The following is a 25,521-nucleotide window of genomic DNA, read 5'->3' on the forward strand; positions in this document are numbered from 1 at the left end:
ATGCCCGCGCCCGCCGCTTCCCGCATCCTGCTCACCGGCTTCGAGCCTTTTGACAAGGACAGCATCAACCCCTCGTGGGAGGTGGCGCGCGCGCTCGATGGTGAAGTCATCGCCGGCGGCACCGTGCATGCCGTGCAACTGCCCTGTGTGTTCGGCAATGCCATGCAGGTGCTGGACGAGGCACTGGCCGGCCTGCAGCCCGCACTGGTCATCAGCCTGGGCCTGGCCGGTGGCCGCAGCGACATCACACCCGAGCGGGTGGCTATCAATCTCGATGACGCCCGCATCCCGGACAACGCTGGCAAGCAACCGGTGGATGAGGCGGTGGTCAGCAATGCGCCGGCCGCCTATTTTTCCACCCTGCCCATCAAGGCCATGGTTCGCAATCTGCGCGAGGCCGGCATTCCGGCCTCGGTATCCAACACCGCAGGCACCTTTGTCTGCAACCATGTGTTCTATGCCTTGATGCACCGCCTGTCCCGTCGCGCAGCAGCCGGTGTGCGTGGCGGTTTCATTCATGTGCCGGCCCTGCCGCAGCAGGCTGCCAAGCAGCCGGGCATGGCCAGCATGGCGCTGGAGGCGCAGATCAGCGCCATCCGCGAAGCGATTCGCACGGCCATGACCGTGCAACAAGACCTGCGTGAAAACGCAGGCCAGCTGCATTGATTGCAGCAAGGAGAGAGCGATGAAAATGGATTTGAACAGCGACCTGGGCGAGAGCTTTGGCGCCTGGAGCATGGGCGACGATGCCGCCATGCTGGACATCGTCAGCAGCGCCAACGTGGCCTGCGGCTTTCATGCCGGCGATGCCGCCGGTATTTTGTCCACCCTCAAGGCTGCCAAGGCGCGCAATGTGGTGGTCGGTGCCCATGTGGCCTACCGCGATCTGGCCGGTTTCGGCCGCCGCAACATGGATGTGGCCAGCAGCGATCTGGTGGCCGATGTGATCTATCAGATCGGCGCACTGCAAGGTCTGGCCGCCGCTGCTGGCACCAGCGTGAAATACGTCAAGCCCCATGGCGCGCTGTACAACACCATTGCCCAGGACAAGCGCCAGGCCACCGATGTGATCAATGCCATCAAGGCCATCGACCCCTCGCTGGTGCTGATGGCGCTGGCCGGTGCCCCGCTGATCGACTGGGCGCGCGATGCCGGTTTGACCGTGGTGGCCGAAGCCTTTGCCGACCGTGGCTACACGCCCCAGGGCGCCCTGGTCTCGCGCCGCGAACCCGGTGCCGTGCTCCATGATGAGGCCCTGATTGCCCAGCGCATGCTGACTCTGGCGCGTGAAGGCCGGATCGAGGCCGTGGACGGCAGCATGGTGCATGTGCAGGCCGACTCCATCTGCGTGCACGGCGACAGCCCTGGCGCCGTGGCAATTGCCCGCGCCTTGCGCCAGCGCTTCGAACAAGAGGGCGTGCAGATCACGTCCTTCGCAGGGTGATGACTATGCTTTTTCTACCCGTCAACCGCCACTCTATCATGGTGGAGCTGGCCGATCTTCAGCAGACCCTGGTGCTGCTGGGCGCGCTGCAAGCCAAGCCCATTGCCGGCGTGCAGGAGCTGGTGCCGGCGGCGCGCACCATCCTCGTGCAGTTCGCTCCCCACATCATCACGGCGGCGCAGTTGATTGGCGAGATTGCCGCCCATGATCTCCAGGGTTCGGTGCAGCGTTCCGATGTGCTGGTGGAGATTCCCGTGCGCTATGACGGCGAAGACCTGGCCGAAGTGGCGCAGATCCTGAATATCAGCGCCGAAGAGGTCGTGCGCCGCCACACGCAAAGCGAGTGGTCAGTGGCCTTTACCGGCTTTGCTCCCGGTTTTGCCTATCTGACCGGTGGCGATCCCATCTTCAACGTGCCGCGTCGCGCTACGCCGCGCACCAAGGTGCCTGCGGGTGCCGTGGCCCTGGCCGGCACTTTCAGCGCCGTCTATCCACAGGCCAGCCCTGGTGGCTGGCAAATCATCGGCGTCACCGACAGCGCCATGTGGGACCTGTCGCGCGATCTGCCGGCGCTGCTGCAGCCCGGCTATCGCGTGCGTTTTGTCGATACGGCCGCTGCAGGGTATGAATCTGATTCAAATCAGCCTCAAGCCAAGGAAGGTAAATCGCAAGATGCTATTGAAAAAGTAGTGTCTGCCGGCGCAGGGCAAAGCGCTCTCAAGGTGAAAGCCACCGGTCTGCTGACCGTGTTCCAGGATCTGGGACGCCACGGTCAGGCCGGGCAGGGCGTTTCAGCCTCCGGAGCCATGGATCAGGCTGCGCTCAAGACGGCCAACCGCCTGGTGGGCAATGCCAGCAATCTGCCAGCACTGGAGACCGTGGGCGGAGGCCTGTCGCTGCAAAGCGTGGGCGAGAACGTGGTGGCCGTCACCGGCGCCGATGCACCGATCAGCATCGCCGCGGCCGACGGCCGTCGCTGGAATGCCGCGCGCTATGCCGCGATTGCCCTGGCCGACGGCGATACGCTGAGCATCGGCCAGCCCACGGCCGGCGCACGTTGCTATGTGGCGGTGCGCGGGGGCTATCAGGTCGCGCCCGTGCTGGGTAGTGCTGCCACCGACACGCTGGCCCAGGTGGGCCCCAAGGCCTTGCAGGCCCGGCAGATGCTGAATGTTCATGCCGTGCAGCATGCCGTGGTGGGCGAGGAGGCCTTGCCGCCCGACAACCTGCCGGCGGTGGATGGCGAGGTGGTGCTGGATGTGGAGCTGGGCCCGCGCACCGACTGGTTCACCCCCGAGGCCGTGGAATTGCTGAGCCGCCAGCGCTGGCAGGTCACACCCCAGTCCAACCGCGTGGGCTTGCGCCTGGCCGGTGAGCAGGCCTTGAGCCGTGCCATCGCCAGCGAGCTGCCCAGCGAAGGCACGCCTCTGGGGGCCATACAGGTGCCCGCCAGCGGTCAGCCCGTCTTGTTTCTGGCCGACCATCCCTTGACCGGGGGCTACCCCGTCATCGGCTGTGTGGCGCCGTATCACCTTGATCTGGCGGGACAGATTCCTGTCGGCGCCTGGATTCGTTTCAACCCCGTTCTAGCCTTTGCAGAGATGACGCCTGCGGCTACGAAATGAGGAGCGTTTTATGAAAAAAGTATTGATTGCCAACCGTGGCGAGATCGCCGTCCGCATTGCCCGCGCCTGTGCCGACTACGGCGTGAAATCCGTGGCCGTGTATGCCAATGCCGATATCGATGCCCTGCACGCTCGCATGGCCGATGAGGCTTTTGGTCTGGACGGCGACAAGCCCGCCGAGACCTATCTGAACATCGCCAAGCTGATGGCGATTGCCAAGAAGTCGGGTGCCGATGCCGTGCACCCCGGCTATGGCTTTCTGTCGGAAAGCGAAGCCTTTGCACAAGCGGTGACCGATGCCGGTCTGGCTTGGATCGGACCGCGCCCCGACACCATCGCCAAGCTGGGCGACAAGGTGGAAGCGCGCAAGATTGCCCTCAAGGTCGGTGCTCCGCTGGTGGCTGGAACGCCAGATCCGGTGCAAAGCGCCGATGAAGTGCTGGCGTTTGCACAGCAGCATGGTCTGCCCATCATCATCAAGGCTGCGTTTGGCGGCGGCGGTCGCGGCATGAAGATCGCGTGGCGCATGGATGAGGTGGCCGAGCTGTACGAATCCGCCGTGCGCGAAGCGGTGACGGCTTTCGGCCGCGGCGAATGCTTTGTGGAGCAGTTCCTCGACAAGCCCCGCCATATCGAAGCCCAGGTGCTGGCCGATACGCATGGCAATGTGGTGGTGATGGGCACGCGTGACTGCTCGCTGCAGCGCCGCAACCAGAAGCTGCTGGAAGAGGCTCCCGCGCCTTTCATCACCGAAGAGCAGCGCGCCCGCATTCACGATGCGGCCAAGGCCATCTGTGCCGAAGCCGGCTATGTCAGCGCCGGCACGGTGGAGTTTTTGCTGAGCGGCAATGGCGCGATTTCCTTCCTGGAGGTCAACACCCGCCTGCAGGTGGAACACACGGTGACCGAGGAAACCACGGGCGTGGATCTGGTGATAGAGCAACTGCGCGTAGCCGACGGCCTGCCGCTGTCCGTCACCGAGACCCCCAAGCCCAGGGCTCACTCCATTGAGTTCCGTATCAATGCCGAGGACGTGGGTCGCGGCTTCCTGCCCACACCCGGTCCCATCCTGCGTTTTGCACCGCCCTCGGGCCCTGGCGTGCGCCTGGATACGGGTGTGGAATCGGGTTCGGTGATTCCCGGCAGTTTCGACTCCATGATGGCCAAGCTCATCGTGACCGGTGCCACACGCGAGCAGGCTCTGGCCCGCGCCCGCCGTGCGCTGCGCGAGTTCAAGATCGAGGGCGTGGCTTCGGTACTGCCTTTCCACAAGGCCGTGATCGAGCATGCGGACTTTCTGGGCGCAGACGGCTTCAAGGTCCACACCCGCTGGATCGAGTCCGACTTTGCCGAACCTCTGGCTGCCGCCGTGCGTGCCGAGCCCATGGTTGATACCAGCCTGGTGCGTACCGCGATCGAAATCGACGGCCGTCGTGTACAACTGGGCTTGCCAGCCATGCTGCTGCAAGGCCTGGCCACGGGTTCGGGCGGCGCGGCCGCCTCGGCTCCTGCGCAGGAAGCGCTGGACCCGTCCGCTGTTGCCTCGCCGATTGCCGGCAATCTGCACGCCTGGAAAGTGGCCGATGGCGATGAAGTCAAGGAAGGCGATGTGATTGCCGTGATGGAAGCCATGAAGATGGAGATGCAGGTGGCGGCACACCAAAGCGGCCGCATCACGCTTGCTGCGCAAGCCGGAACCGCACAGGTGCTGGGCGCCGTGCTGGCGCACATCCGCTGAAGTCCTAAGCTCAGTCTCTCAAAGCGCGGCCTCAGGGCCGCGTTTTTTTATGCAGCTCAGGGCCATGGCCACCAGGGCATCGAGAAAGTCGCTGGATTGCGCTTGCTCTGGCATGTCCTGCACGGCGCTGTGAATGATTTCGCGCAGGCCCTGGCCCATGAGATAGGCCGCCAGCTGCAGATTGTCGGTCTGTACCTCGCTCGCATGCATTTGCAGCAGCGGCAGCCAGGTGGTGTTGATGAACTCCTGCCGGCTGGCTTGCGGCGCGTGCCACAGCCCCAGATGCAGGGCGTTGCGATAGCGCGCATGAAACCCATGACTGAGTCGGTTCAGGCGCAGCTCCACCCGGATCATGTTGGCAAACACCTGGCGCAGCACGGCTTGCAGCGGCAGCCCGTGCAGCTGCTCGCGCATCTGAAAAAGCTGCTGGGATTCCTGATCAAGCAGGCGCTCATAGACCGCCGCAATCATGGATTCCTTGTTCGGGAAGTACTGGTAGATCGAGCCCACGGTGGCTCCCGATACCTCGGCAATCCGGTTCACGGTCAGCGCATCCTCGCCTTCCTTTTCCAGAATGCGCAGGCAGGCCTCGGCAACCGCATCGACCAGCGCCCTGGAGCGTGCCTGCATGGGTAGCTTGCGCGGCTGGGGCAGCTGATCTTTGGGAAGAGGTGGCGATGTGGCGTCCATGAAATGCAAGTGCCGTTTTCGGTGGCTGGGTTTGTGCGTGTTTTTTCCTGTTGTATCAATGGCTTGCGGCTTCTCTGTGGGTAGCTGAATGCGAGTGGAAAAGCCTCGCTTCGCTCTCTAGACTTTGCAGCCAGGAAGCTCTACATCCTAGCGGTAAAGAGCGACCTGAAGCGTTTGAGTCACGCGCAGGAGGAGAGCCAAGCGCTGCACTCAGGCAAGACATTGCATAGAGGAGAAAAACATGTCACCCCCCTTGACGGTACGGGCCCTTGGCCCGCGCATTGGTGCCGAAGTGCTGAGGCTGGATCTGGCAGGCAAGCTGTCGGCACAGACCTTGCAGCAGTTGGAAGCGGCCCTGGTCCAACATGAAACCCTGGTGTTGCATGTGCCCGAGATGACGCCCGAGCAGCAGCTGGCGATAGCCCTGCATTTTGGCGAGCCCGAGGTGCACACCTTCTATCCCAATCTGGGGCAGGACTATGAGCAGATCACGGTGATTGATTCCAAGCTGGGCGACCGTGCCGATATGTGGCACCACGACGAGAGCTTTCTGCCCAGTCCTCCCATGGTCACCATGACCCATGCGCGCATTCTGCCGCCCACGGGTGGGGATACCTGCTGGATCAGCATGACCAGCGCTTACGACGCGCTGTCGGCGCGCATGAAGCAGTATCTCGAAGGTCTGCATGCCTGGCATGACATGAACGCACCCATGACGGCCGCGCTGCAGCAGGGTGTGGTCAGCCATGAGCGCTATGTGCAAGTGGTGACGCAAAACCGTCGTCACCTGCATCCCATGGTGCGCGTCCATCCCGTGACAGGGCGCAAGGCGCTGTACATCAGCCCCACCTATGTCACGCATATCGACGGTCTGCCGCCGGCCGAAAGCCGCGCCATCCTGGCCTATCTGCATGCGCATTACATGCAGGTGGAGTTCATGTTCAAGCACCGCTGGACGCTGGGCGACATGGTGATCTGGGACAACCGCAGCGTGGTGCACAACGCCATCCTCGACTACGCCCCGCATCAGCGCCGCATGCACCGTGCCTCGGTGTTCGCACGCCAGAGCGCAGCCCCTATCCAGCAACACAATAAGGAGGCCGTATGCGCCACGACGGTTTGAATCAGGAACTGCTTGCCAAATACGCGCCGCGCCCGGGGCGCAAGCCCTTGCTGCCTGTTTTGAACGAGCGCCAGCAAGTCGCGCTGCTATGCCGCGTGCTGTCCCGTGAAGGCTATAACGACCATATTGCCGGCCATATCACCCTGCGCCTCGATGACGGCAGCTATCTGGCCAACCCCTGGGAGCTGACCTGGAGCGAGCTGACCGCTTCCGACATCCTGCGGCTCGATGCGCAAGGCAATGTGGTGGAGGGTGAGTGGAATATCACGCCCGCCATTCAGCTGCATATCGATGTGCACAACTTGCGCCACGATGTGCGGGTGGTGATTCACAACCACCCCGAGTGGAGTTCGGTCTGGTCGGCTACGGGCAAGGTGCCGCCGGTCTATGACCAGACCTCGGCGCTGGTGGATACCGACCCGGTGGTCTATGACGAATACCGTGGCACGGTGGAGCAGCGTGCACTGGGCAATGCCGTCGCCAACGCGCTGGGGCAGAACAAATGGGCGCTGCTGGCCAACCATGGCGCGTTGGTGGTGGGCGGCAGCATTCGCCAGGCCCATCTGCGCGCCATCACGCTGGAGTGGCGCTGCCGCCTGGCCTGGCGGGTGCAGGCGCTAGGTGGCGGCAACCCCTTGAGCCAGGCCGTGGTACAGGCTACGGGGGGGCGCACCGATCTCAATGGTTTTCCTTTCCTTTGGGAGGCCATGTGCCGCGAGGAAATCCGTCACGACCCCTCGGTGCTTGAGTAAGCCCTTTCCTCGCACTCCTTGCTTTCCGTCGCTTCCCACGGCTTGGCTCGCGGGAAGCGAGGAATGCCTTCGCTTCTCTGAAAGTTTCTCTCATGACTGCCCCAGATTCGCGTCCCCATCTGCTGCTGGTGACGCCTGTTCCGCCCAGCTTGCGCGAGCGCTTGCATAGACACTTTGTACTGCACGGCGATGCTGGGCTGGATCATGTTCAGCGCATGGCGCTTGCTGCACAGGTGCGTGCCATGTTGTGCAACGCGCAATCGGTGGTGAGCCGGGAGCAGATGCAGCGATGGCCTGCGCTGGAGATGATTTCCGTCATCGGCGTGGGCATGGACGGCATCGATCTGGATGCCGCTGCGGCGCAAGGCATTGCGGTGCGCAACACGCCTGAAGTGTCCACCGAAGACATTGCGGATCACACGCTGGCCTTGCTGCTGGCGGCCACGAGGCAGATTGTGCAAGCCCACCGCTTTGTACAGCAGGGCCTGTGGCTGCAGGGCCGCCATCCGCCCAGCATGCGCTTTTCAGGCCGACGCATGGGCATCGTCGGCCTGGGGCGTATTGGCAGCGCTGTAGCCATACGGGCGCAGGCCTTTGATATATCGATTGCCTATACCGGGCGCGCGCTCAAGAGCAATGTGGCTTATCGCTGGTATGACAGCGTGCCGGAGTTGGCCGCCGCCGTGGATTTTCTGGTGGTCTGTGCCAGCGGCGGCCCCGAGACGCAGGGGCTGATCGATGCACAGGTGCTGCAGGCTCTGGGCCCGCAAGGCGTGCTGGTCAATATCGGCCGAGGCTCCATCGTGGACGAGGCCGCGTTGCTGCAGGCGCTGCAAAGCCGCACGATTGCTGCTGCGGCCCTTGATGTGTTTGCCCATGAGCCGCAAGTGCCCGAAGCCTTGCGGAATCTGCCCAATATTGTGCTCACGCCGCATATGGCCAGCTCAACCGTTCAGGGCCAGCAGGCCATGCTGGTGCAGGCCGAGGCGCAGCTGCTGGAGCATTTCGGTTTGCTTGAAACTGCGGGCTGAGTCAGATCAAGTTTTTCTGCCATTCGCATGCGGATAGATCGCAGGGCTTGACATTCACATCATGTCAATCTTTAAAGTCACATCCAACGTGAATGGAGAAGACTATGAATGCATTGGCGAAAAATGGCGTTGTGGAGTTGCAGGTCGAAGGCATGACTTGCGCATCCTGCGTGGGCCGTGTCGAGCGCGCACTCAAGAAAGTGCCGGGCGTGCAGCAGGCCGTGGTCAATCTGGCCACTGAAAAAGCCAGCCTGACCATTGACGACCCTGCCCAGGCTTCGGCCATCTTGCCGCAGGTTGTGGCGGCTATTGAAAAGGCCGGCTATGCCGTGCCAACGCAGAACGTGGACTTGCAGGTCAATGGCATGACCTGCGCCTCCTGCGTGGGCCGGGTGGAGCGGGCCTTGAAGAAAGTGCCTGGTGTGCAAAGCGCCACCGTCAACTTGGCCACCGAGCGTGCCAGCGTGCAGCTGCAGGGCGATACCGAGGTCAGCGCCTTGATTGCAGCCATTGCCAAGGCCGGCTATGAAGCCCAGCCCGTGGCGCAGAACGCCGGAACCGCAGGCGAAGACGCCGCTGCCCAGCGTCAGGCGGCCGAGCGTGCCTCGCTCAAGCGGGCGCTGACGATTGCCACGGTGCTGGCGCTGCCCGTGTTCATTCTGGAAATGGGCGGCCATATGGTGCCGGCCTTCCACCACTGGATTGCGGGCACCATAGGTACGCAGACCAGTTGGCTGATTCAGTTTGTGCTGACGGCGCTGGTGCTGATCGGCCCCGGTCGGCGCTTTTTTGAAAAAGGCGTGCCCGCCCTGTTGCGCGGCGCGCCCGACATGAATTCGTTGGTGGCGGTGGGCACGGCGGCGGCCTTTGCCTACTCGGTGGTGGCGACCTTTGCCGCGCAGCTGTTGCCCGCCGGCACGGTGAATGTGTACTACGAAGCCGCGGCCGTCATCGTGGCGCTGATCCTGCTGGGCCGCTTTCTGGAGGCGCGTGCCAAGGGCAATACCTCCGAAGCCATTCGCCGTCTGGTGCAATTGCAGGCCAAGACCGCCCGCGTGCGCCGCAACGGTGCCGTCGAAGAGCTGGATATCGCCCTGGTACACGCCGGCGATGTGATCGAGGTCCGCCCTGGCGAGCGCATTCCCGTCGATGGCGAAGTCATCGAAGGCCAGAGCTTTGTCGACGAATCCATGATCAGCGGCGAGCCCGTGCCGGTGGAGAAAACCGCAGGCGCTGAAGTCGTGGGCGGCACGATCAACCAGAACGGTGCCCTGGTGTTCAAGGCCACCAAGGTGGGTGCCGATACGCTGCTGGCGCAGATCATCCGCATGGTGGAGCAGGCCCAGGGCAGCAAGCTGCCGATTCAGGCCCTGGTGGACAAGATCACCATGTGGTTTGTGCCGGCCGTCATGGCCGCTGCCCTGCTGACCTTTGTGGTCTGGCTGATCTGGGGTCCGTCGCCCGCGCTGAGCTTTGCCCTGGTCAATGCCGTGGCCGTGCTCATCATCGCCTGCCCTTGCGCCATGGGTCTGGCCACGCCGACTTCCATCATGGTGGGCACGGGCCGGGCTGCGCAAATGGGCGTGCTGCTGCGCAAGGGAGAGGCCTTGCAGCAGCTCAAGGATGCCAAGGTGGTGGCGGTGGACAAGACCGGCACCCTGACCAAGGGCCGCCCCGAGCTGACGGATCTGGTGCTGGCCGATGGTTTTGAATACAGCGCCGTGCTGGCCCAGGTCGCGGCGGTGGAAGATCGCTCCGAGCACCCGATTGCACGTGCCATTGTGGATGCGGCCAAGGCACAGCGACTGACGATTCCCGGTATCGATGCTTTTGAATCCGTCACCGGCTTTGGCGTGCGTGCTGTGGCCGGCGGCGTGAAGGTGGAAATCGGTGCCGACCGTTTCATGCGCGAGCTGGGTCTGGATGTGGCCCACTTTGCCAGCGAAGCCGCCCGCCTGGGCGATGAAGGCAAGACGCCGCTGTATGCCGCCATTGGCGGTCGGTTGGCCGCCATGATTGCCGTGGCCGACCCTATCAAAGCCAGCACCAAACCGGCCATTGATGCCCTGCATGCGCTGGGCCTGAAGGTGGCGATGATCACAGGTGACAACCAGTACACGGCCCGCGCCATTGCGCGCCAGCTGGGCATTGATGAAGTGGTGGCCGAGGTGTTGCCGGGCGGCAAGGTCGAGGCCGTGCAGCGCCTGAAGCAGGAGCATGGCACGCTGGCCTATGTGGGCGACGGCATCAACGATGCCCCCGCGCTGGCCGAGGCCGATGTGGGCATTGCCATCGGCACGGGCACCGATATCGCCATCGAAGCGGCCGACGTGGTGCTGATGTCCGGCGATCTTGCCGGCGTGCCCAATGCGATTGCGCTGTCCAAGGCCACGATGAAGAATATCGGCCAAAACCTGTTCTGGGCCTTTGCCTATAACGTGGCTTTGATTCCGGTGGCTGCCGGCCTGCTCTACCCCTTCAACGGCATGCTGCTGTCGCCGGTTTTTGCCGCAGGTGCCATGGCGTTGTCCAGCGTGTTCGTGCTGAGCAATGCGCTGCGGCTCAAGCGTTTCAAGCCTGCGCTCTGATGGTTTGTGCCTGGCGGTGGTGGCGCACCGTCAGGCGGCTTGTTGTATTCCTTTATTCATAGCTGTAAGCGCTTATGAATAAAGGGGTTGATGCCGATTCAATGCAAAAAAGCGCTGAATTCAGCGCTTTTTTGATGGGGGAGGGCTTAGCGGGGTATCTGCGGCACGTCCACAAAATCATCCAGGCTCAGGCCTTTTTCCTTGAGCAGGGCTTCAAGCACGGGCTTGAGTCGGCCCAGGCTGGCTTCCACGGTTTCGCGCACCGTATCCACCACCACCTGGGTGCTGCGTTCGATCTCGATGTTGACCAGATCGCCCACGCGCTTGTTGCCGAACACCGTCATGCGCAGGGTTTCGGGAATCAGCCAGACCTCGAACCAGCCCTCCTTGCGGTTGACTTCGGAGACGGTCAGGCTGGCGCCGTTGACGGCGATATAGCCCTTGGCAAACACATAGGCGCGAAAGGCTTCGGGAATGCCGAAGCGGATCTTGTGATTGGTGTCGGTGCTCAGAACTTCCAGCAGCGGCGCGGTGAAGTCCACATGGCCGGACAGCGGATGGCCGCCAATCTCGGCGCCGTCCCTGGCCGCGCGCTCCACATTGATGGCATCGCCCACCTGGTAGCTGCCCAGGGTGGTGATGTTCAGGCTTTGCAGCATCACATCAAAGCTGGCCGTGGTGGGCGATAGGTTTTCCGTCACCGTCAGGCAAACGCCGTCGTGGGAGACGCTGGCGCCAATGGCCAGCTCCTGGCAAAAGCCCTCGGGGAACTCCATGGTGAAAGTGCGCAGACCGTCCTGGTCGCGCAGCGCGGCAATCTTTGCCACGGCCTGAATGATGCCGGTAAACACGGATGGGTCTCTCTTTTCAACAGGCCGGGCGCAAGACGCCGCAGCCACGGTTCAAAGTCCTTATTTTGCCTGCTTGTGGCTTCGCCCCGCAGCGCTCAGGCCAAGGAGGGCTGGCCTTCCCAAAATCCGCTGATCAGGCCTTGCGGCTTTTTGAGGGCCCGTACCCAGGCGCAGTCAGGCCAGGCTTGCATCTGCACATTCATGCCGGCAAACACGCCATAGCCGGAGCCGGCGGCTATTTCGCCGTCGGCCTGCAGCGTCTCGCCTGCGCGAATGCTGCAGGCCGCGCGGATATCGCCCAGGGCCTTGATGCCCCAGCCCGCCTGTATGTGGTTGCCGCAGTCGATGCTGTCATTCGATGCAATGCCGTCACCCGCTTCCAGCAGGCCCTGCACGGCCACGCGGCCACCGGCGCGCAGGCCTTTGGCGCAGGTCAGACGGCCTTGGACCTCAATCTCCTGACCGACTTGCAGGCCGCCTTTGAGCGTCACATCGTCGCCGCAGCGCAGCTCCCAGCCTGCACGCAAATCGGCAGCACGAATCTTGCCCTGGACTTCCACGCTCCACGCGGCCTTGATATGGCCCCCTGCCTGCAGCAGTTCATCGCAAAAAATGGCGCCTTCGCACTGCAGGTCTTCACCCGCTTCAAGCTTGCCGGCGCGAATGCCGCCACCCACTTGCAGGCTGCGCCCCACCAGCAACTGGCCGCTGACGCGCACATCGCCGCGCACGATCAAGGTGCCGGCATAGACAAAGTTGTCGGCCTCCAGGTGCTCCACTTCCAGCACGGTGTTGGTGCTGCCGAAATTCTCCAGCAGCCAGCGTGCATCATCGACACGGCCGGCGGCCACTTGCGTGTCCATGGCGGCCTGGTAATCACCGCCGCTCAGGTTGTTGCGAACAAACCAGCGGTAACCCATGGCGCAAGGGTTTTTGCCGCGCAGAAAAGTTTGTGAGAGTTCCATGTCCATGGCCAAGCCTCCGAGATAGGGTTCGGGAAAGCGGGCGCGTGGCTAGGCTGTCTGAGCAGACGTGGATAGGCCTTTCCCTTGCGCCTGCAGTTTGCAAGTGCTTGGGGCCGTGCGGAGGGAGGTTGGTGTGCCTTAGACCTTCCGCACGGCGGCGGAAAGCATGGCCGTGACGCCACTGAGGCTCACGAAGGCGGTGGGAACTCCATGGCGCAGTGCTTGCTGGGTGCGCAGCACGCAGGCACGCGCAGCCTGCACCGTCGCAAGCGAGGTGCGGAGCAAGCGGGCAGCGGGTGACTGGGTGATGCAGGCCATGGAGGGAGGGGGTTCTTGAGCCCGAATTATGCCGCGTGACATGGCCGGGCGCAGCCGCCAGCGCCAGAGCCCCCTGACGCGGGTGCCGATGTCAAGGCCGCTCTGGCCGAGCTTAGACCTTGTTACCGGCTTTGCTGCACGGCGGTGCGCAGCCGCTCCACGGCTTGCTCAATCTGCGCCACCTCGGGCGCGGCAAACGACATGCGCAGCGTGTGCAGATCGGGGTCGGCCGGATAGAAGGCCTTGCCCGGCACATAGATCACGCCCTGGGCCACGGCGGCGTCGAAAAGCTTTTGCGGATGGATGCTGCGGTCCAGCTCGGCCCAGACAAACATGCCGCCCGCAGGGCGCGAGCAACGTATGCCGCTGTCCGGCCCTGTGCTCAGGCCTTGAACCAGGGTCTGCATGCGGCGCTGGTATTCCTGGCGGGCGCGTTGCACCGTGGCCGGGTAGCGGCCGCTTTGCAGATAGCAGGCCGCCACCATCTGCGTCAGCGCAGAGGTGCACAGATCGGCGGTCTGCTTGGCCACGGTGCAGCGGCGCAGCAGCGGGGCGTCGGCCAGCATCCAGCCCACGCGCAGCGCAGGCGCCACGGTTTTGGACAGGCTGGACAGATAGACGACCGGGTTGTGGCCGGCCTCCGCCAGCCGCTGGCCTGTGCCGCGTACGGTGGCTGGCATGGTTTCTGGCAGGCCGCAAGGATCGTCAAAGCGCAGCTCGCCATAGGGATCGTCTTCCACCACCCAGAAGCCGTATTGCAAGGCCAACTGCACCAGGGCTTCGCGGCGCTCGCCCGTCAGCAGCGTGCCGCGCGGGTTGGAGAAGTTGGGCACGCTGTACAGCAGCTTGGGGCGTTGTGCTGCGGGCAGGGCCGCCAGCAGCTCGGCCAGGGCGTCGGTCTGCAGTCCGTGCTCGTCCATGGGAATGGGTAGGATGCGGGCCTGGGCCAGGCGCAGGGCCTGCAGCGTGGCGGGGTAGGCCGGAACCTCGACCAGCACCGTATCGCCGGGCTCCACCAGCACGCGCACCAGCAGGTCGAAAGCTTGCTGCGAGCCCGTGGTCACCAGAATGTCGGCGGCCGTGGCCTGCATGCCGCGCTCCTGCGCCTGCAGTGCCAAAGCCTCACGCAGCTCGGGCAGGCCTTCGGTGGCGCTGTATTGCAGCGTGGACCAACCCTGCGTCATGGCCTGCTGGGCTGCCTGGGCCAGGCCTTCGGCATCAAACAGGCTGGGTGAGGGGTAGCCGCCAGCCAGCGAGATCATGCCGGGGCGGGACAGATAAGGAAACAGCTCGCGTATGGGCGAACCGGCAGGTTCGGCAAACGGTGCGGCAAAAGCGGCCAGCGATGCGTTCTGCTTCATGCCAGGGCTCCGCTCAGGCTGTCGCGCACCTGCGCCATGGACTGCTGCTGGGCGCGTTCGTACAAGGCGATCTCGTCATGCACGCGGGCGCCCAGGGCGCTTTCGAAGACCTGCTGCGCAGCATGGGCCTGGTATTGTTTTTGCTCCTCGCCGCCCAGGTTGGACTGGAAGATGCCGGCCGCGCTCACGGGCAGAAAGTCTTCATAGGTGATGGGCTCGGCCTGCACCAGGCCCTGGGCGATCAGCGCTTCCAGCTCTTCATGGTCAGCCGCCTGGCCGGCTTGGGCCAGGCCTTGCTCGGTCAGGCTGTAGCGGTAAAAGGCCAGGCCCTGCTGGCGCAGCGCCTCGTGCGTGTCGGGAAACTGCGTGAAGACCTGCTGCAGGCGGCTCGCATAGTCGGCCGAGGCGCTGCCGGCATTGTCCATGCTGCGCACCTGGGCCAGCAGCTCGTCGTACAGGGCGCGTCCCTGGCGCGTCAGCGCCACGCCGCGCTGCTCGATCTCGCCGAAGCGGGCGGTGTGGGCGCCGGCACGGGCGTCATCGACAGAGTCATCGGTAAAGCGTATGGCTTCCTTGAGCGCCTTGAAGCTGGTCTGGCGCAGCAAAATAGGGCAGGCGCGCTGGGGCGGGCCTTCCACCACGTCCTTGGCATCCATGCCGCGCTCCGGCATGCCGGCCTGGGCGGTATCAATGTCCAGCGTGCGCGGCGTCAGATGGTTGATGTGCGGGCCTTTGAAACAGACCACATCGGCCACCAGGCGGTGCGATTTTTGCAGTGCATCGTAGGTGGCTGCGTCCACGGTGGCATCGCTGTGCCAGCGGAAAGTCTCCAGCGCCTCCTGCACAAAAGCGTCGGCATCCTGGCTGTCCAGACCGCCGCTGCGCTCGGCCTGCTCTATCAGCGCCAGGGCGCGGGGTGTGAAGATCTGGCGGCGGTCCAGGATTTCGGCGGCCTGGGCGCGCAGCGCCGCATCGGCAATCAGCTCCAGGCGCAGCAGCGAGGTAAAGACCCGGAAGGGATTGGCCCGCAGAGCGTCGTCATCCACAGGGCGGAAGGCCGTGGAATGCACGGGCACGCCGGCCACCGAGAGGTCGTAATAGCCCACGGGCTCCATGCCCATCACGGCAAACAGGCGGCGCAGCGTGGCCAGTTCCTGTGAGCTGCCCACGCGGATGGCGCCGTGGCGCTCCACGTCCAGGCGTTCCAGCTCGCCGCTCCTGCTCATGCGCTGGCGCAGCTCTGGGTCGGCTTGCAGGCTCAGGGCGTTGACATCGGCTACCAGCTCGATCAGCGTGCCGTATTGCGGAACTTCCTTGCGGTACATCTCGGACATGGCGCGCGAGAAGCGCGTGCGGATGTCGTTGCTGGAAACAAAGCGGCTGGAGTTGGTATGCGTGGCGCTCATGACAGAACTAAAGGGCTGGGGGTCGTGGGGCGGCTGAACCAAGGGTTTTGCCGCAGAGATATGCAAGATGTTGGGCGGCTGCCTGATTTTGGTCAAACGATAATCCCGCCTGTAGGTCATACCCAAACGGAATGATCGCCAGCAGCTCTCTTTCTCCCTCGCCCCCACCATGCAGCTTTCCCGTCGTTTTCTGCCTCCCATGTCTCTGTTGTGCGCTTTCGAGGCTTCGGCGCGGCTGCAGAGCTTTACTGCGGCGGCGTCCGAGTTGCATCTGACGCAAAGCGCCGTCAGCCGCCAGATCCGTGCGCTGGAGGAACGCCTGGGCACGGCGCTTTTCGTGCGCGAGCGCCAGACCGTGCGGCTCAGTGCCGCAGGCCAGGCCTATGCGCAGGAGATTCGTGCGGCCCTGGTGCGCATCTCCAATGCCACGCTGGGCTTTCGCACCAATCCGCAAGGCGGCAGCCTGAACCTGGCCATCCTGCCCACGTTTGGCACGCGCTGGCTGGCGCCCAGGCTGCCGCAGTTCTTCAGCGCCCATCCTGGCATCACCATCAATCTGACCACGCGGTTGTCGCAGTTCGACTTTCAGCTGGAAGCCGTGGATGCGGCCATCCATTTCGGCCTGCCCCACTGGCCGGGTGCCGAGCTGGAGTTCTTGATGAGCGAGACCGTGGTGCCGGCCTGCAGCCCGGACGTGATGGAGCGGCACCGGTTTGCCCAGCCGCAGGACTTGCTGCGTGCGCCGCTGCTGCACCTGGCCTCGCGCCCCGATGCCTGGCGGCGCTGGTTCGGCAGCCAGGCCTGTCAGGTCCGCGATATGCAAGGCATGTTGTTCGACCAGTTCGCCACGGCGGCTCAGGCGGCGATTGCCGGTGTGGGCGTGGCCTTGCTGCCCAAGTTTCTGATCCAGCGCGAGCTGCAGAGCGGCGACCTGGTCCAGGCCTTGCCTCAGCTGCCCGAGGTCGAAAGCGCCGAGCGCTATTACCTGGCCTGGCCCACCAGCCGCTCCAGCTATCCGCCGCTGCTGGCTTTTCGCGGATGGCTGCAAGAGGCCAGCCAAGGTTTCAAGGATGGTGCCTCAAAGCCATAAAAAACAAGAGCTGCTTGCGCAGCTCCCATAGGCTTCAGAGCGTGTTTTGCATTGAGGTGAGGGCCGTCAACGCTTGCACGCCAGACGCTCAGATCCGGATGCCGGCCTTTTTGATGATGGCCGCGTTGTTGTCACTTTCCTTGCGCAGCAAGTCCGTGAATGTGGCAGCGCTTTGCCGCAAGGCGATGTTGTCCGTGGCGTTCAGCAGGTCTTGAATTTCCTTGGTTTGCACCTGCTGCTGCACCAGGGCATTAAGCTTTTCCACAATGCTCGCTGGCGTGCCTGCCGGGGCCATGAAGCCGAAGAGAGAGGTGAGGTTGGCCTCTGGCACGCCCAACTCTGCCAGGGTCGCCACTTTGGGCTGGTTGGGCGCACGTTGAGGGCCCGTGGTTGCCAGCACACGCAGCTTGCCTTGTTCGATCAGGCTGTTGACGGTCGAAAACGGGTTGCCCATCATGATTTCGAAATGTGCACCTACTGCATCGGTGACGGTCTGCCCCACGCCTTTGTAGGGCACATGGATGAACTGCGCGCCGGTCTTGGCCTGAATCTGCTCCACCATGATGTGACCGACCGAGCCAATCCCCGAAGTGGCAATCCGAACACTGCCCGGGTTGGCCTTGGCTTGCGCAATCAGGTCTTGCCAGCTGCTGCCCTTGAACGCGGTGGTGGCCAGCACATAGACGGGCGAGTACATCATGGGGACGACCGCCGTAATGTCTTTGAACGGATCGTAAGGCAGCTTCATCAGGTGCGGTGACAGCGTCAACGGACTGATGGCGCTGAGCGCCAGCGTGTAGCCATCGGGCGCAGCCTTGGCCATTTCTGCCATGCCAAGCGTGCCGCCTGCTCCGCCTTTGTTTTCGACAACAAAGTTGTGTCCCAGGACTTGGCCCATCTTGTCCACGAGCTTGCGGCCGACACTGTCCGTCACACCGCCTGCGGCATACGGAATCACGACCCGCACGGGTTTCTGGGGCCAAGGGCTTTGTGCCTGGACGGAAGGCAGGCCCAGCGCCATGGCGCTTGTGAGCATGAAATGACGACGTTGCATGATGGTGCAGTTCCTCTCTGTGCTTGCAGTGTTGCTGAGCTGATGCCTGGGTGCATGCGATTCATGTAACGGCATCCTGGGCGCTCAAGGCAAGCGCTGCAATTTTTATGCCCTTGTGTCTGGAGATGGCAGATGGGCTTGCACCAATGTGCTGTGGCAGCTCATCTGCAGGCCGCTTACGATGCGTAGGCTTCCAGCGGCTTGTCGTTGGGGTTTTGCAGCAGTTGCTTGAGGGTGTCGCTCATGGGCAGGTTCAGCGGCATTTCCTTGGGCGGAATGGGCTGCATAAACCACTTGTCGTAGACCTTGGCCACTTCGCCGCTCTTCATCATGCGCATCAGCGCGTCGTCCACGGCTTTCTTGAATGTGGGGTCGTCCTTGCGCATCAGCAGGGCGATGGGTTCGGACCCCAGCACCTCGCCCACGATCTTGTAGCCCTTGGGGTCCTTGGAGTTGGCCAGCACGCCGGCCAGCAGGTTGTCGTCCAGCACAAAGGCATCGGCGCGGCCGGACTCCAGCATCAAAAAGCTCTCGAAGTGGTCCTTGCCCAGCTGGGTCGGCAGCTTCACATTGTTCTCGTGGCCGAACTTGCGCAGCAGCTGCACGGCGGTGGTGCCGGTCGATGCCGCCACGGTCTTGCCGTCCAGCTGTTTGAACGAGGTGACGGGTGAGTCCGCACGCACGGCCATGCGCACCTGGCTGACATAGGTGGTGACGGCAAAGGACACCAGCTTCTGGCGGCTCAGGTTGTTGGTCGTGGGGCCGCAGCCCAGGTCTACCGTGCCGTTCTGCACCAGGGGCATGGTGTTCTGGGCCGTGATGGCCATGTACTCAATCTTGGCGCTGGGGGCGATCTGGGCCAGCACCTTCTCGCACAGCTCCACGTGGTAGCCGGCGAAGCGGTGATTGGCGCCTATGGCGTAAGCCATGGGTGCCGAGCTTTCGCGCACGCCGATGACGACCTTGCCGGATTTCTGAACCTTGTCCAGCGTTCCGCCGGGCGCAGTCTGTGCTTGGGCGCCAAAAGCGGCCAGAAGGGCGGTACATGCCAGCGTTATGTTCGCGGTCATCAAGCGCATGGGGGTGTCTCCTCGGGATATAGGTGAAAGCAAAAGCGCAATGCGGTTATTTTTCAGTCCTCCATGGTGCTGCGCATTGCCTGCAGCCCATGAAACAGGCATCAACCAACGGCTGCGTAGCGGGTCAGAGCCTTCTCTGAGCAGCCTTCATGCATCCGTCAAGTGCCTGCATCAACTATCCGGCAATTGCGGCTGCCGTCATAACGATGAAACGGAAGAAGGTCATGCTTGCGGCGTATGACCTGCAGGCCGCAAGGCCGTCACGAGGCGGCAGATTGTGCTTTTGGGTAACATCTGCGCCTATTGCACAGGCCCGCGCGCACATATGTCCGGCGTGTCCTGCCTGGTGCCGCCAGGGCCGGGCCGTGCAGAAGCTGCCGGGTCCGGGCTCTATTTTCGGTTCGCGCAGCGCAGGCCCGCAAGGGCGCCACGGAAGAATCCTGGCATGCGTGAACCTGTTTTGAGACAGATTCCATGACTGCCAACACACCCCCCTCATTCCTCAGCCGCATCGCCATCGCGATCGGCAGCTTTTTTGCCATCCTCGGCAACGGCCGCCTGGCCGCCGATGTGAACCGCGTACGCGCGGGCGAAGCCTTTGCCGCCGACGTGGCGCCCAAGGAAGTGCGTGTCGAAGTTCCCGTAGAGAAAATCGTCGAAGTCCGCGTGGAAGTCCCGGTCGAGAAGATCGTGGAAAAAACAGTGGAAAAGCGCGTCGAAGTGCCGGTGGAGCGACTGGTTGAAAAGACCGTGGAAGTGTCCACCGATACCGCAGCCCTGCAGTTGCTGGGCCTGATGCAGCGCGAAGCACGCTTTGTGGATTTCGTCCAGGAAGACGTGGCGCCCTATACCGATGCCGAAATCGGCGCCGCCGCCCGTGTGGTGCATGAAGGCTGCCGCAAGGTGCTGCGCGAGCATTTCACCATTGCTCCCGTGCGCTCCGAGGCCGAAGGCTCCCGCCTCACGCTGCAGGCCGGCTTTGACGCTTCCGCCGTGCGCCTGACCGGCAATGTGGTCGGCCAGGCCCCGTTCACCGGCACGCTGTCCCACCGTGGCTGGCAAGTCACCGACGTCAAGCTGCCCCAGCTGACCGACATCCAGGCCGCCAAGGTCATCGCCCAAGCCGAAGTGGAGCTGTAAGCATGAATATGTTCTCTTCGATTGCTGCCTCCGGCAATGCTGCGCAGACTCCCGCCGTGGATGCTGCAAATACCGTAGCTGCGAGCGCACAAGCAGCAAGCACTACAGGCCAAAACCGCTCTGAATCTGCGGCGCAGTTCAGCATCGGCATCGACCTGGGCACCACGCATTGCGCGCTGTCCTATGTGGACAAGACTGCCAGCGACGGCGAGAAAATCGTCCAAGGCGTGCTGGACATTCCCCAGCTCTCGGCTCCGGCCAGCGTCGAGGCCCAGCCTCTGTTGCCGTCCTTTCTCTACCTGCCGCATGAAAGCGAGCTGAGCGAGGCCGAGCGCAACTTGCCCGGTGCGGCAGCGCAGGATTTCATCGTCGGTGAATTCGCCCGCAGCCGTGGCGCAGCCACACCGATTCGTCTGGTCAGCAGCGCCAAAAGCTGGCTTTGCCACCCCGGCGTCGATCGCCGCTCGCCCTTGCTGCCAGCCGATGCGCCCGAGGAAGTCAGCCGCATCTCGCCGCTAACGGCCTCTATCCGTTATCTCGAGCATCTGCGCTGGGCCTGGGAACAAGCCCACCCCGAGGCTCCGTTTGCCCAGCAAGACATCACCGTCACCATTCCTGCCTCCTTCGACCCGGCGGCGCGCGAGCTGACGGCCGAGGCCTGCAAGGCTGCCGGTTTCCACAATCTCACCTTGCTGGAAGAACCCCAGGCCGCGCTTTACAGCTGGATTCAGGCCAGCGGCGGCGACTGGCGCAAGCAGGTCAACAACGGCGACGTGATTCTGGTCGTCGACGTGGGCGGCGGCACCACCGATTTGTCGCTGATCGCCGTGCGCGAACGCGAAGGCAATCTGGAGCTGCAACGCATTGCCGTGGGCGAGCACATCTTGCTCGGCGGCGACAATATGGACCTGGCCCTTGCCTATGGCGTGGCCCGCAAGCTGGCGGCCGAGGGCAAGCAGCTGGACGCCTGGCAAACGCGCGCCCTGGCCCACGGCTGCCGCGCTGCTAAGGAGCAGCTGCTGGCCGACGAAAACCTGCAAGCCGTGCCCGTGGTCGTGCCCAGCCGTGGCAGCAAGCTCATCGGTGGCAGCATTCGCACCGAAGTCACGCGCAGCGAAGTGCTGGCCATGCTGGTTGAAGGTTTCTTCCCCAAGGTCGCCGTCAGCGCCAAGCCCCAGACCCGCGCCCGCGCAGCTCTGACACAGCTGGGCTTGCCTTATGCGCAAGACGCAGCCGTTACCCGCCATCTGGCCGCCTTTCTGAGCCGCCAGGTCAACGCACTGGCCGAGATCGACGGCCTGAACGCCGGGCAGGTGGATGGCTCCACCTTCCTGCACCCCACGGCCATTCTGTTCAATGGCGGCGTGCTCAAGGCCGCGCAGATCGAACAGCGCATTCTGGAAGTCATCAATGGCTGGCTGGACGAAGAAGCTTGCGAGCCGGCCCGCCTGCTGGACGGCGCCAACCTCGATCTGGCCGTTGCCCGTGGCGCGGCCTATTACGGCCACATCGCCACCAGCGGCCGTGGCGTGCGCATCCGTGGCGGCACCGCACAGTCCTATTACGTGGGCGTGGAGAGCAATATGCCGGCCATCCCCGGCATGGAGCCGCCCCTGTCCGCCCTGTGCCTGGCACCGTTCGGCATGGAAGAGGGCACGGAAGTGGCCTTGACCGATCTGGAGCTGGGCCTGGTCGTGGGCGAGCCCGTGCGCCTGCGCTTCTTTGGCTCCAGCGTGCGCCGCGCCGATCAGGTCGGCACCATGCTGGATTTCTGGGGGCCCGAGGAACTGGTGGAGTTGCAAGAGATCGAGCTGAACCTGCCTGCGGCTGGCCGTGCGGCCGGTGAAGTCGTGCCCGTGACCCTGGAAGCCCGCGTCACCGATATCGGCACGCTGGAACTCAATGCCGTGCCCGTGGGTGGAACCGACCGCTGGAAGGTGGAGTTTGATGTGCGGGCCGAGACTTCGGCGGAAGCTGCCGAGTAAAGCCGCTTAGCCGTTTGATTGCAAAAGCCCGCTGACCGGATGGTTGGCGGGCTTTGTTGTTTTTGGCTGTTTTATGCCTCTAGCGCTGATGCAGAAAGCGCTAGGAGCTATGAGTCTTGATTGGATTCTGCTGTGGCGATGTTGCCTGAGGCCGGGACTTCGCCCCGGCGGGCGACTCACTTTCTGGTTCCAGAAAGTAGGTCGGCAGGCGGGCCGAGACCCGCCCTCTGTCTCAAACCTCAGTCGATGGAGCTCTATCCCCTGTGAATCCCTTAAACACGGCCACAGGCGGAAAGAACTGCACTCCGCAGTCCTTGCTGCCAATTGTTACGATCAGCCACCTCCGTAGCGTATCGTCCCTGGCTTCATGACTGTCACTTCCACTCAGCCCGCTTATATAGTCGGCATCGATCTCGGCACCAGCCACACGGTCGTCGCCAGCGTTTCGCTGACCGGTGCGGCGGGCGATATTGTGTTACTCGACATTCCCCAGCGCAGCGCCGCAGGCGAAGTCGTGGCCCAGCCCCTGCTGCCTTCGGTGCGCTATCAGGCGGCACCTGGCGAGCTGGGTGATAGCTGGCAGCAGCCCTGGCCGCCGCAGGGCGCAGATGAGGCCGCGCCCGCCGTCATCGGCCGCTGGGCGCGAGATTTGGGCACGACCGTGCCTGGCCGTCTGGTGGCCAGTGCCAAAAGCTGGCTCTCGCATACCGGCGTGGATCGCACTGCGCCCATACTGCCCTGGGGCGCTGGCGAAGAGGTGACCAAGGTCTCGCCGCTGGCTGCGTCAAGCGCGTATCTGGCTCATGTCAAAGCGGCCTGGGATAAGGTTCACCCTGAAGCGCCGCTGCAGGCGCAAACCGTGGTGCTGACCGTGCCCGCCTCGTTTGACGAAGGCGCGCGCGCGTTGACGCTGGAGGCGGCGCAACTGGCCGGCTTGCCCGGTGTGCAACTGCTGGAAGAGCCCAAGGCCGCGTTTCACGACTGGCTGCTGCTGCAAGGCGAGCAGCTGGCGGCCCAACTGGCCGACAGCCGTCTGGTGCTGGTGGTAGACGTGGGCGGAGGCACCACCGATTTGACGCTGATCCGCGTGGAGGCCGACCCCGAAGGGGGCCTGCCCACGCTGACCCGCACCGCCGTGGGCGAGCATTTGATGCTGGGCGGTGACAACATGGATCTGGCGCTGGCGCATCAGCTTGAATCCGCTTTTGCGGGTGAGGGTCAGAAGCTGCCTGCACAGCGCTTTGCCCAACTGGTTCAGCGCTGCCGTATGGCCAAGGAGCAATTGCTGGCTGCCAATGCGCCGGCCAGCGTTACCGTCACCTTGCTGGGCGGCGGCAGCCGCCTGCTGGCCAAGACCCAGTCCGTCACGCTGGCCAGGGAGCAAGTGCAGCAACAGGTGGAGGAAGGATTTTTGCCTGTCGCCCAGATTGGCGATGTGCCCGGCAAGCGCCAGGGCGCTCTGCGCGGCTTTGGTCTGCCGTATCCGGCCGATGCGGCCATCACCCGGCATCTGGCGCAGTTTCTGGCCCAGCATGCGGTTGGCGCTGATTCCCGCGACTTGCCCGATACCGTGCTGCTCAACGGCGGCGTGTTCCATGCGCATGCCCTGGCCGAGCGGCTCACGCAGCAGCTGTCCGCCTGGCGCGGCAGCCCTGTACGGGTGCTGCACAACCCGCACCCGGACTGGGCCGTGGCACGCGGTGCTGCGGCCTATGGGCTGGCGCGGGCTCAAGCAGATTCGATCAAAAATCTGCCTGCAACCCAAACCGGTCAAGCGCAGGATGCTATTAAATCGGCTGTGTCTGTGGCACGCCTGCCGCAGATTGGCGGCGGCTCGGCGCGCAGCTATTGGCTGCTGCTGCCCGGCAAAACCGGCGCCAGACCGCAAGGCCTTTGCCTGCTGCCGCGCGGCACGCAAGAGGGCGTGCGCATAGTGCTGACGGGCCGCCGCTTTGCCCTCAAGTTGGGCCAGGCCGTGCGCTTTAATTTGCTGGCCAACAGTCGCAGCCACACACCAGCGCAAGCCGGGCAGATTGCCGAGCTGGATGGCGAGGGCTGGGTGGAGTTGCCGCCGCTGTCCATGGTATTGCCCGCGCCGCCTTCAGCGGAGGGCGGCAGGGACAAGGCACAGGTGGAAGTGCAGCTGCAGGCCAGCATGACCGAGGTGGGTACGCTGGAAGTGCGTTGTGTGGCCGTGCAGGATGCTGCGCAATCCTGGTTGCTGTCTTTTTCGGTACGCGGAGCGGCGACTGGTGATGATTCAAATTTGATAGCTGTTGGCGCAGATGAATCAAGCGCTGCAGGTCTCAAAGACTCCAACTCTCAAGACGCCCGGTTGCCGCAGGCGCTGGCCTTGATAGAGCGCATCTTCGGCACGCAGGCGCAGGACGTGACGCCCAAGCAGGTACGCCAGTTGCGCCAGTCGCTGGAGAAAATCTTGGGCCCGCGCGAGGCCTGGGATGTATCGCTGCTACGGGCCATGTTCGATGCCTTGCTGGCCCGTGCCAAACGCCGCCGTCGCACGGCAGACCATGAGCGGGTATGGCTCAATCTGGCAGGCTGGTGCCTGCGCCCGGGTGTGGGTGCGCAGCTGGATGGCTGGCGCATGGCCCAGGTCTGGGCCTTGTATCCCCAGGGCCTGGGTTACGGCAAGGAAGCGGCCAACTGGACCGAGTGGTGGGTGTTCTGGCGCCGTGTGGCGGCAGGGCTTGATGAGGCGCAGCAGATGGAGCTGCTGGAAGATGTGGCCGGCCAGATGCAGAAAGCCGTGCAGCAAACCGCCCGATCCGGTGGCAAATCCAGTCACGGCAGCTATGACGACATGCTGCGCCTGTTTGCTGCCATGGAAGCCGTGCCCTGGCAGTACCGCCAGGAAATGGGGCGGTGGATGCTGCAGCGCCTCGAGCGCGAAGGCGAAACCGTGCAGACCTGGTGGGCGATCGGCCGTCTGGCCGCGCGCCAGTCGCTGGCTGCCAATGCGCATCTGGTGATGCCGCCCGAAGCCGCGCAGGAGTTTCTGGACGCCACGCTGGCCCAGGACTGGCGCAAAAACGAAACCGCCATGTTCGCCGCCGTGCAAATGGCCCGCATGACCGGCGACCGCGCCCGCGATCTGCCCGATGCCGTGCGGGAGCAGGTGCTGGAAAAAATGCGCTCCAGCGGCGCGCCGCAGCGCTGGATAGAGCTGGTGGAGCAGGTGGTGCAGATGGAAGCCGAGGATCACAAACGCAGCCTGGGCGACAGCCTGCCGCCGGGGCTGGTGCTGCTGTAAATAAATAGGA

The 25,521-nt window shown here is 63.8% G+C and carries 20 protein-coding genes; 12 read left to right on the top strand and 8 right to left on the bottom strand.

Annotated elements, in window-relative coordinates:
* Genes pcp through EAO39_RS03780 form a run of 4 tightly spaced genes read left to right on the top strand, consistent with a single transcriptional unit; the run spans position 1 to position 4,807 of the window.
* The gene (pcp, locus tag EAO39_RS03765) at positions 1-666 is read left to right on the top strand and encodes a pyroglutamyl-peptidase I (protein ID WP_120966221.1); all 666 of its coding nucleotides are present in this window, start codon (positions 1-3) and stop codon (positions 664-666) included.
* A 19-nt stretch (positions 667-685) separates the two neighbouring features.
* Entirely contained in the window at positions 686-1,444 is a 759-nt protein-coding gene (locus EAO39_RS03770; protein WP_120966222.1) for a 5-oxoprolinase subunit PxpA, read from the top strand.
* 5 nt (positions 1,445-1,449) lie between these two features.
* A complete protein-coding gene (locus tag EAO39_RS03775; protein ID WP_120970647.1) occupies positions 1,450-3,069 on the top strand; it encodes an urea amidolyase family protein in 1,620 nt (539 codons plus the stop codon).
* Positions 3,070-3,079: 10 nt separating this feature from the next.
* Entirely contained in the window at positions 3,080-4,807 is a 1,728-nt protein-coding gene (locus EAO39_RS03780) for a biotin carboxylase N-terminal domain-containing protein (RefSeq protein WP_120966223.1), read from the top strand.
* 18 nt (positions 4,808-4,825) lie between these two features.
* On the opposite strand, the gene EAO39_RS03785 is transcribed toward EAO39_RS03780, so the two are convergent.
* A complete protein-coding gene (locus EAO39_RS03785; RefSeq protein ID WP_120970649.1) occupies positions 4,826-5,497 on the bottom strand; it encodes a TetR/AcrR family transcriptional regulator in 672 nt (223 codons plus the stop codon).
* A gap of 241 nt (positions 5,498-5,738) precedes the next feature.
* On the opposite strand from EAO39_RS03785, the gene EAO39_RS03790 reads away from it, so the two are divergent.
* The 4 genes from EAO39_RS03790 (at position 5,739) to EAO39_RS03805 (ending at position 10,991) form a co-directional block, all read left to right on the top strand.
* A complete protein-coding gene (locus EAO39_RS03790) occupies positions 5,739-6,620 on the top strand; it encodes a TauD/TfdA family dioxygenase (RefSeq protein WP_120966224.1) in 882 nt (293 codons plus the stop codon).
* Positions 6,602-7,372: a class II aldolase/adducin family protein gene (locus tag EAO39_RS03795; protein ID WP_120966225.1), complete on the top strand. Its 771-nt coding sequence runs from the start codon at positions 6,602-6,604 to the stop codon at positions 7,370-7,372. The genes EAO39_RS03790 and EAO39_RS03795 overlap by 19 nt, the downstream gene beginning before the upstream one ends.
* 92 nt (positions 7,373-7,464) lie before the next feature.
* Positions 7,465-8,403 carry a 2-hydroxyacid dehydrogenase gene (locus tag EAO39_RS03800; protein WP_120966226.1) on the top strand — a complete coding sequence of 313 codons (939 nt, stop codon included), beginning with the start codon at positions 7,465-7,467 and terminating at the stop codon, positions 8,401-8,403.
* A 104-nt stretch (positions 8,404-8,507) separates the two neighbouring features.
* Positions 8,508-10,991 (top strand): heavy metal translocating P-type ATPase, encoded by a 2,484-nt coding sequence (locus EAO39_RS03805; protein ID WP_120966227.1) that lies wholly within the window; start codon positions 8,508-8,510, stop codon positions 10,989-10,991.
* A 146-nt stretch (positions 10,992-11,137) separates the two neighbouring features.
* Here EAO39_RS03805 and EAO39_RS03810 read toward each other — a convergent pair whose 3' ends face one another.
* From EAO39_RS03810 to EAO39_RS03830, 5 genes are all read right to left on the bottom strand, one after another.
* Entirely contained in the window at positions 11,138-11,842 is a 705-nt protein-coding gene (locus tag EAO39_RS03810) for a riboflavin synthase subunit alpha (protein ID WP_120966228.1), read from the bottom strand.
* A 95-nt stretch (positions 11,843-11,937) separates the two neighbouring features.
* Entirely contained in the window at positions 11,938-12,807 is an 870-nt protein-coding gene (locus tag EAO39_RS03815) for a hypothetical protein (protein ID WP_240466891.1), read from the bottom strand.
* A 138-nt stretch (positions 12,808-12,945) separates the two neighbouring features.
* The gene (locus EAO39_RS03820; protein ID WP_240466892.1) at positions 12,946-13,167 is read right to left on the bottom strand and encodes a hypothetical protein; all 222 of its coding nucleotides are present in this window, start codon (positions 13,165-13,167) and stop codon (positions 12,946-12,948) included.
* Positions 13,168-13,247: 80 nt separating this feature from the next.
* A complete protein-coding gene (locus tag EAO39_RS03825; RefSeq protein ID WP_120966231.1) occupies positions 13,248-14,486 on the bottom strand; it encodes a PLP-dependent aminotransferase family protein in 1,239 nt (412 codons plus the stop codon).
* Entirely contained in the window at positions 14,483-15,892 is a 1,410-nt protein-coding gene (locus tag EAO39_RS03830; RefSeq protein ID WP_120966232.1) for a VOC family protein, read from the bottom strand. Before EAO39_RS03830 ends, EAO39_RS03825 begins: the two co-directional genes overlap by 4 nt.
* A 169-nt stretch (positions 15,893-16,061) precedes the next feature.
* Between EAO39_RS03830 and EAO39_RS03835 the strand changes: the two genes are divergently transcribed.
* Positions 16,062-16,982 (top strand): LysR family transcriptional regulator, encoded by a 921-nt coding sequence (locus EAO39_RS03835; RefSeq protein ID WP_120966233.1) that lies wholly within the window; start codon positions 16,062-16,064, stop codon positions 16,980-16,982.
* A gap of 88 nt (positions 16,983-17,070) precedes the next feature.
* On the opposite strand, the gene EAO39_RS03840 is transcribed toward EAO39_RS03835, so the two are convergent.
* Positions 17,071-18,036, bottom strand: a complete 966-nt coding sequence (locus EAO39_RS03840; RefSeq protein ID WP_120966234.1) for a tripartite tricarboxylate transporter substrate binding protein — start codon at positions 18,034-18,036, stop codon at positions 17,071-17,073.
* A 176-nt stretch (positions 18,037-18,212) separates the two neighbouring features.
* Entirely contained in the window at positions 18,213-19,115 is a 903-nt protein-coding gene (locus tag EAO39_RS03845) for a transporter substrate-binding domain-containing protein (RefSeq protein ID WP_120966235.1), read from the bottom strand.
* 474 nt (positions 19,116-19,589) lie between these two features.
* Here EAO39_RS03845 and EAO39_RS03850 point away from each other — a divergent pair, with 474 nt between their 5' ends.
* The 3 genes from EAO39_RS03850 to EAO39_RS03860 all read left to right on the top strand — a co-directional run bounded on the left by EAO39_RS03850 (position 19,590) and on the right by EAO39_RS03860 (position 25,511).
* Positions 19,590-20,255 (top strand): DUF2760 domain-containing protein, encoded by a 666-nt coding sequence (locus EAO39_RS03850; RefSeq protein WP_120966236.1) that lies wholly within the window; start codon positions 19,590-19,592, stop codon positions 20,253-20,255.
* Between the two features lie 2 nt (positions 20,256-20,257).
* On the top strand, positions 20,258-22,240 hold the full coding sequence (locus EAO39_RS03855) for an Hsp70 family protein (RefSeq protein ID WP_120966237.1): 1,983 nt from the start codon (positions 20,258-20,260) through the stop codon (positions 22,238-22,240).
* Positions 22,241-22,607: 367 nt separating this feature from the next.
* Positions 22,608-25,511 carry an Hsp70 family protein gene (locus EAO39_RS03860; protein WP_120966238.1) on the top strand — a complete coding sequence of 968 codons (2,904 nt, stop codon included), beginning with the start codon at positions 22,608-22,610 and terminating at the stop codon, positions 25,509-25,511.
* Positions 25,512-25,521 lie beyond the last annotated feature (10 nt).

The sequence above is a fragment of the Comamonas sp. lk genome (assembly GCF_900564145.1).
Lineage (GTDB): Bacteria > Pseudomonadota > Gammaproteobacteria > Burkholderiales > Burkholderiaceae_C > Comamonas.

What these genes read in the sequence shown, in the direction of transcription:
- EAO39_RS03805 (WP_120966227.1), top strand. Translation starts at nt 8,508, where the DNA reads ATGAATGCATTGGCGAAAAATGGCGTTGTGGAGTTGCAGGTCGAAGGC.
- EAO39_RS03860 (WP_120966238.1), top strand. Translation starts at nt 22,608, where the DNA reads ATGACTGTCACTTCCACTCAGCCCGCTTATATAGTCGGCATCGATCTC.
- EAO39_RS03790 (WP_120966224.1), top strand. Translation starts at nt 5,739, where the DNA reads ATGTCACCCCCCTTGACGGTACGGGCCCTTGGCCCGCGCATTGGTGCC.
- EAO39_RS03785 (WP_120970649.1), bottom strand. Translation starts at nt 5,497, where the DNA reads ATGGACGCCACATCGCCACCTCTTCCCAAAGATCAGCTGCCCCAGCCG.
- EAO39_RS03800 (WP_120966226.1), top strand. Translation starts at nt 7,465, where the DNA reads ATGACTGCCCCAGATTCGCGTCCCCATCTGCTGCTGGTGACGCCTGTT.
- EAO39_RS03795 (WP_120966225.1), top strand. Translation starts at nt 6,602, where the DNA reads ATGCGCCACGACGGTTTGAATCAGGAACTGCTTGCCAAATACGCGCCG.
- EAO39_RS03845 (WP_120966235.1), bottom strand. Translation starts at nt 19,115, where the DNA reads ATGCGCTTGATGACCGCGAACATAACGCTGGCATGTACCGCCCTTCTG.
- EAO39_RS03780 (WP_120966223.1), top strand. Translation starts at nt 3,080, where the DNA reads ATGAAAAAAGTATTGATTGCCAACCGTGGCGAGATCGCCGTCCGCATT.
- EAO39_RS03770 (WP_120966222.1), top strand. Translation starts at nt 686, where the DNA reads ATGAAAATGGATTTGAACAGCGACCTGGGCGAGAGCTTTGGCGCCTGG.
- EAO39_RS03815 (WP_240466891.1), bottom strand. Translation starts at nt 12,807, where the DNA reads ATGGAACTCTCACAAACTTTTCTGCGCGGCAAAAACCCTTGCGCCATG.
- EAO39_RS03855 (WP_120966237.1), top strand. Translation starts at nt 20,258, where the DNA reads ATGAATATGTTCTCTTCGATTGCTGCCTCCGGCAATGCTGCGCAGACT.
- EAO39_RS03775 (WP_120970647.1), top strand. Translation starts at nt 1,450, where the DNA reads ATGCTTTTTCTACCCGTCAACCGCCACTCTATCATGGTGGAGCTGGCC.
- pcp (WP_120966221.1), top strand. Translation starts at nt 1, where the DNA reads ATGCCCGCGCCCGCCGCTTCCCGCATCCTGCTCACCGGCTTCGAGCCT.
- EAO39_RS03820 (WP_240466892.1), bottom strand. Translation starts at nt 13,167, where the DNA reads ATGTCACGCGGCATAATTCGGGCTCAAGAACCCCCTCCCTCCATGGCC.
- EAO39_RS03840 (WP_120966234.1), bottom strand. Translation starts at nt 18,036, where the DNA reads ATGCAACGTCGTCATTTCATGCTCACAAGCGCCATGGCGCTGGGCCTG.
- EAO39_RS03835 (WP_120966233.1), top strand. Translation starts at nt 16,062, where the DNA reads ATGCAGCTTTCCCGTCGTTTTCTGCCTCCCATGTCTCTGTTGTGCGCT.
- EAO39_RS03830 (WP_120966232.1), bottom strand. Translation starts at nt 15,892, where the DNA reads ATGAGCGCCACGCATACCAACTCCAGCCGCTTTGTTTCCAGCAACGAC.
- EAO39_RS03850 (WP_120966236.1), top strand. Translation starts at nt 19,590, where the DNA reads ATGACTGCCAACACACCCCCCTCATTCCTCAGCCGCATCGCCATCGCG.
- EAO39_RS03825 (WP_120966231.1), bottom strand. Translation starts at nt 14,486, where the DNA reads ATGAAGCAGAACGCATCGCTGGCCGCTTTTGCCGCACCGTTTGCCGAA.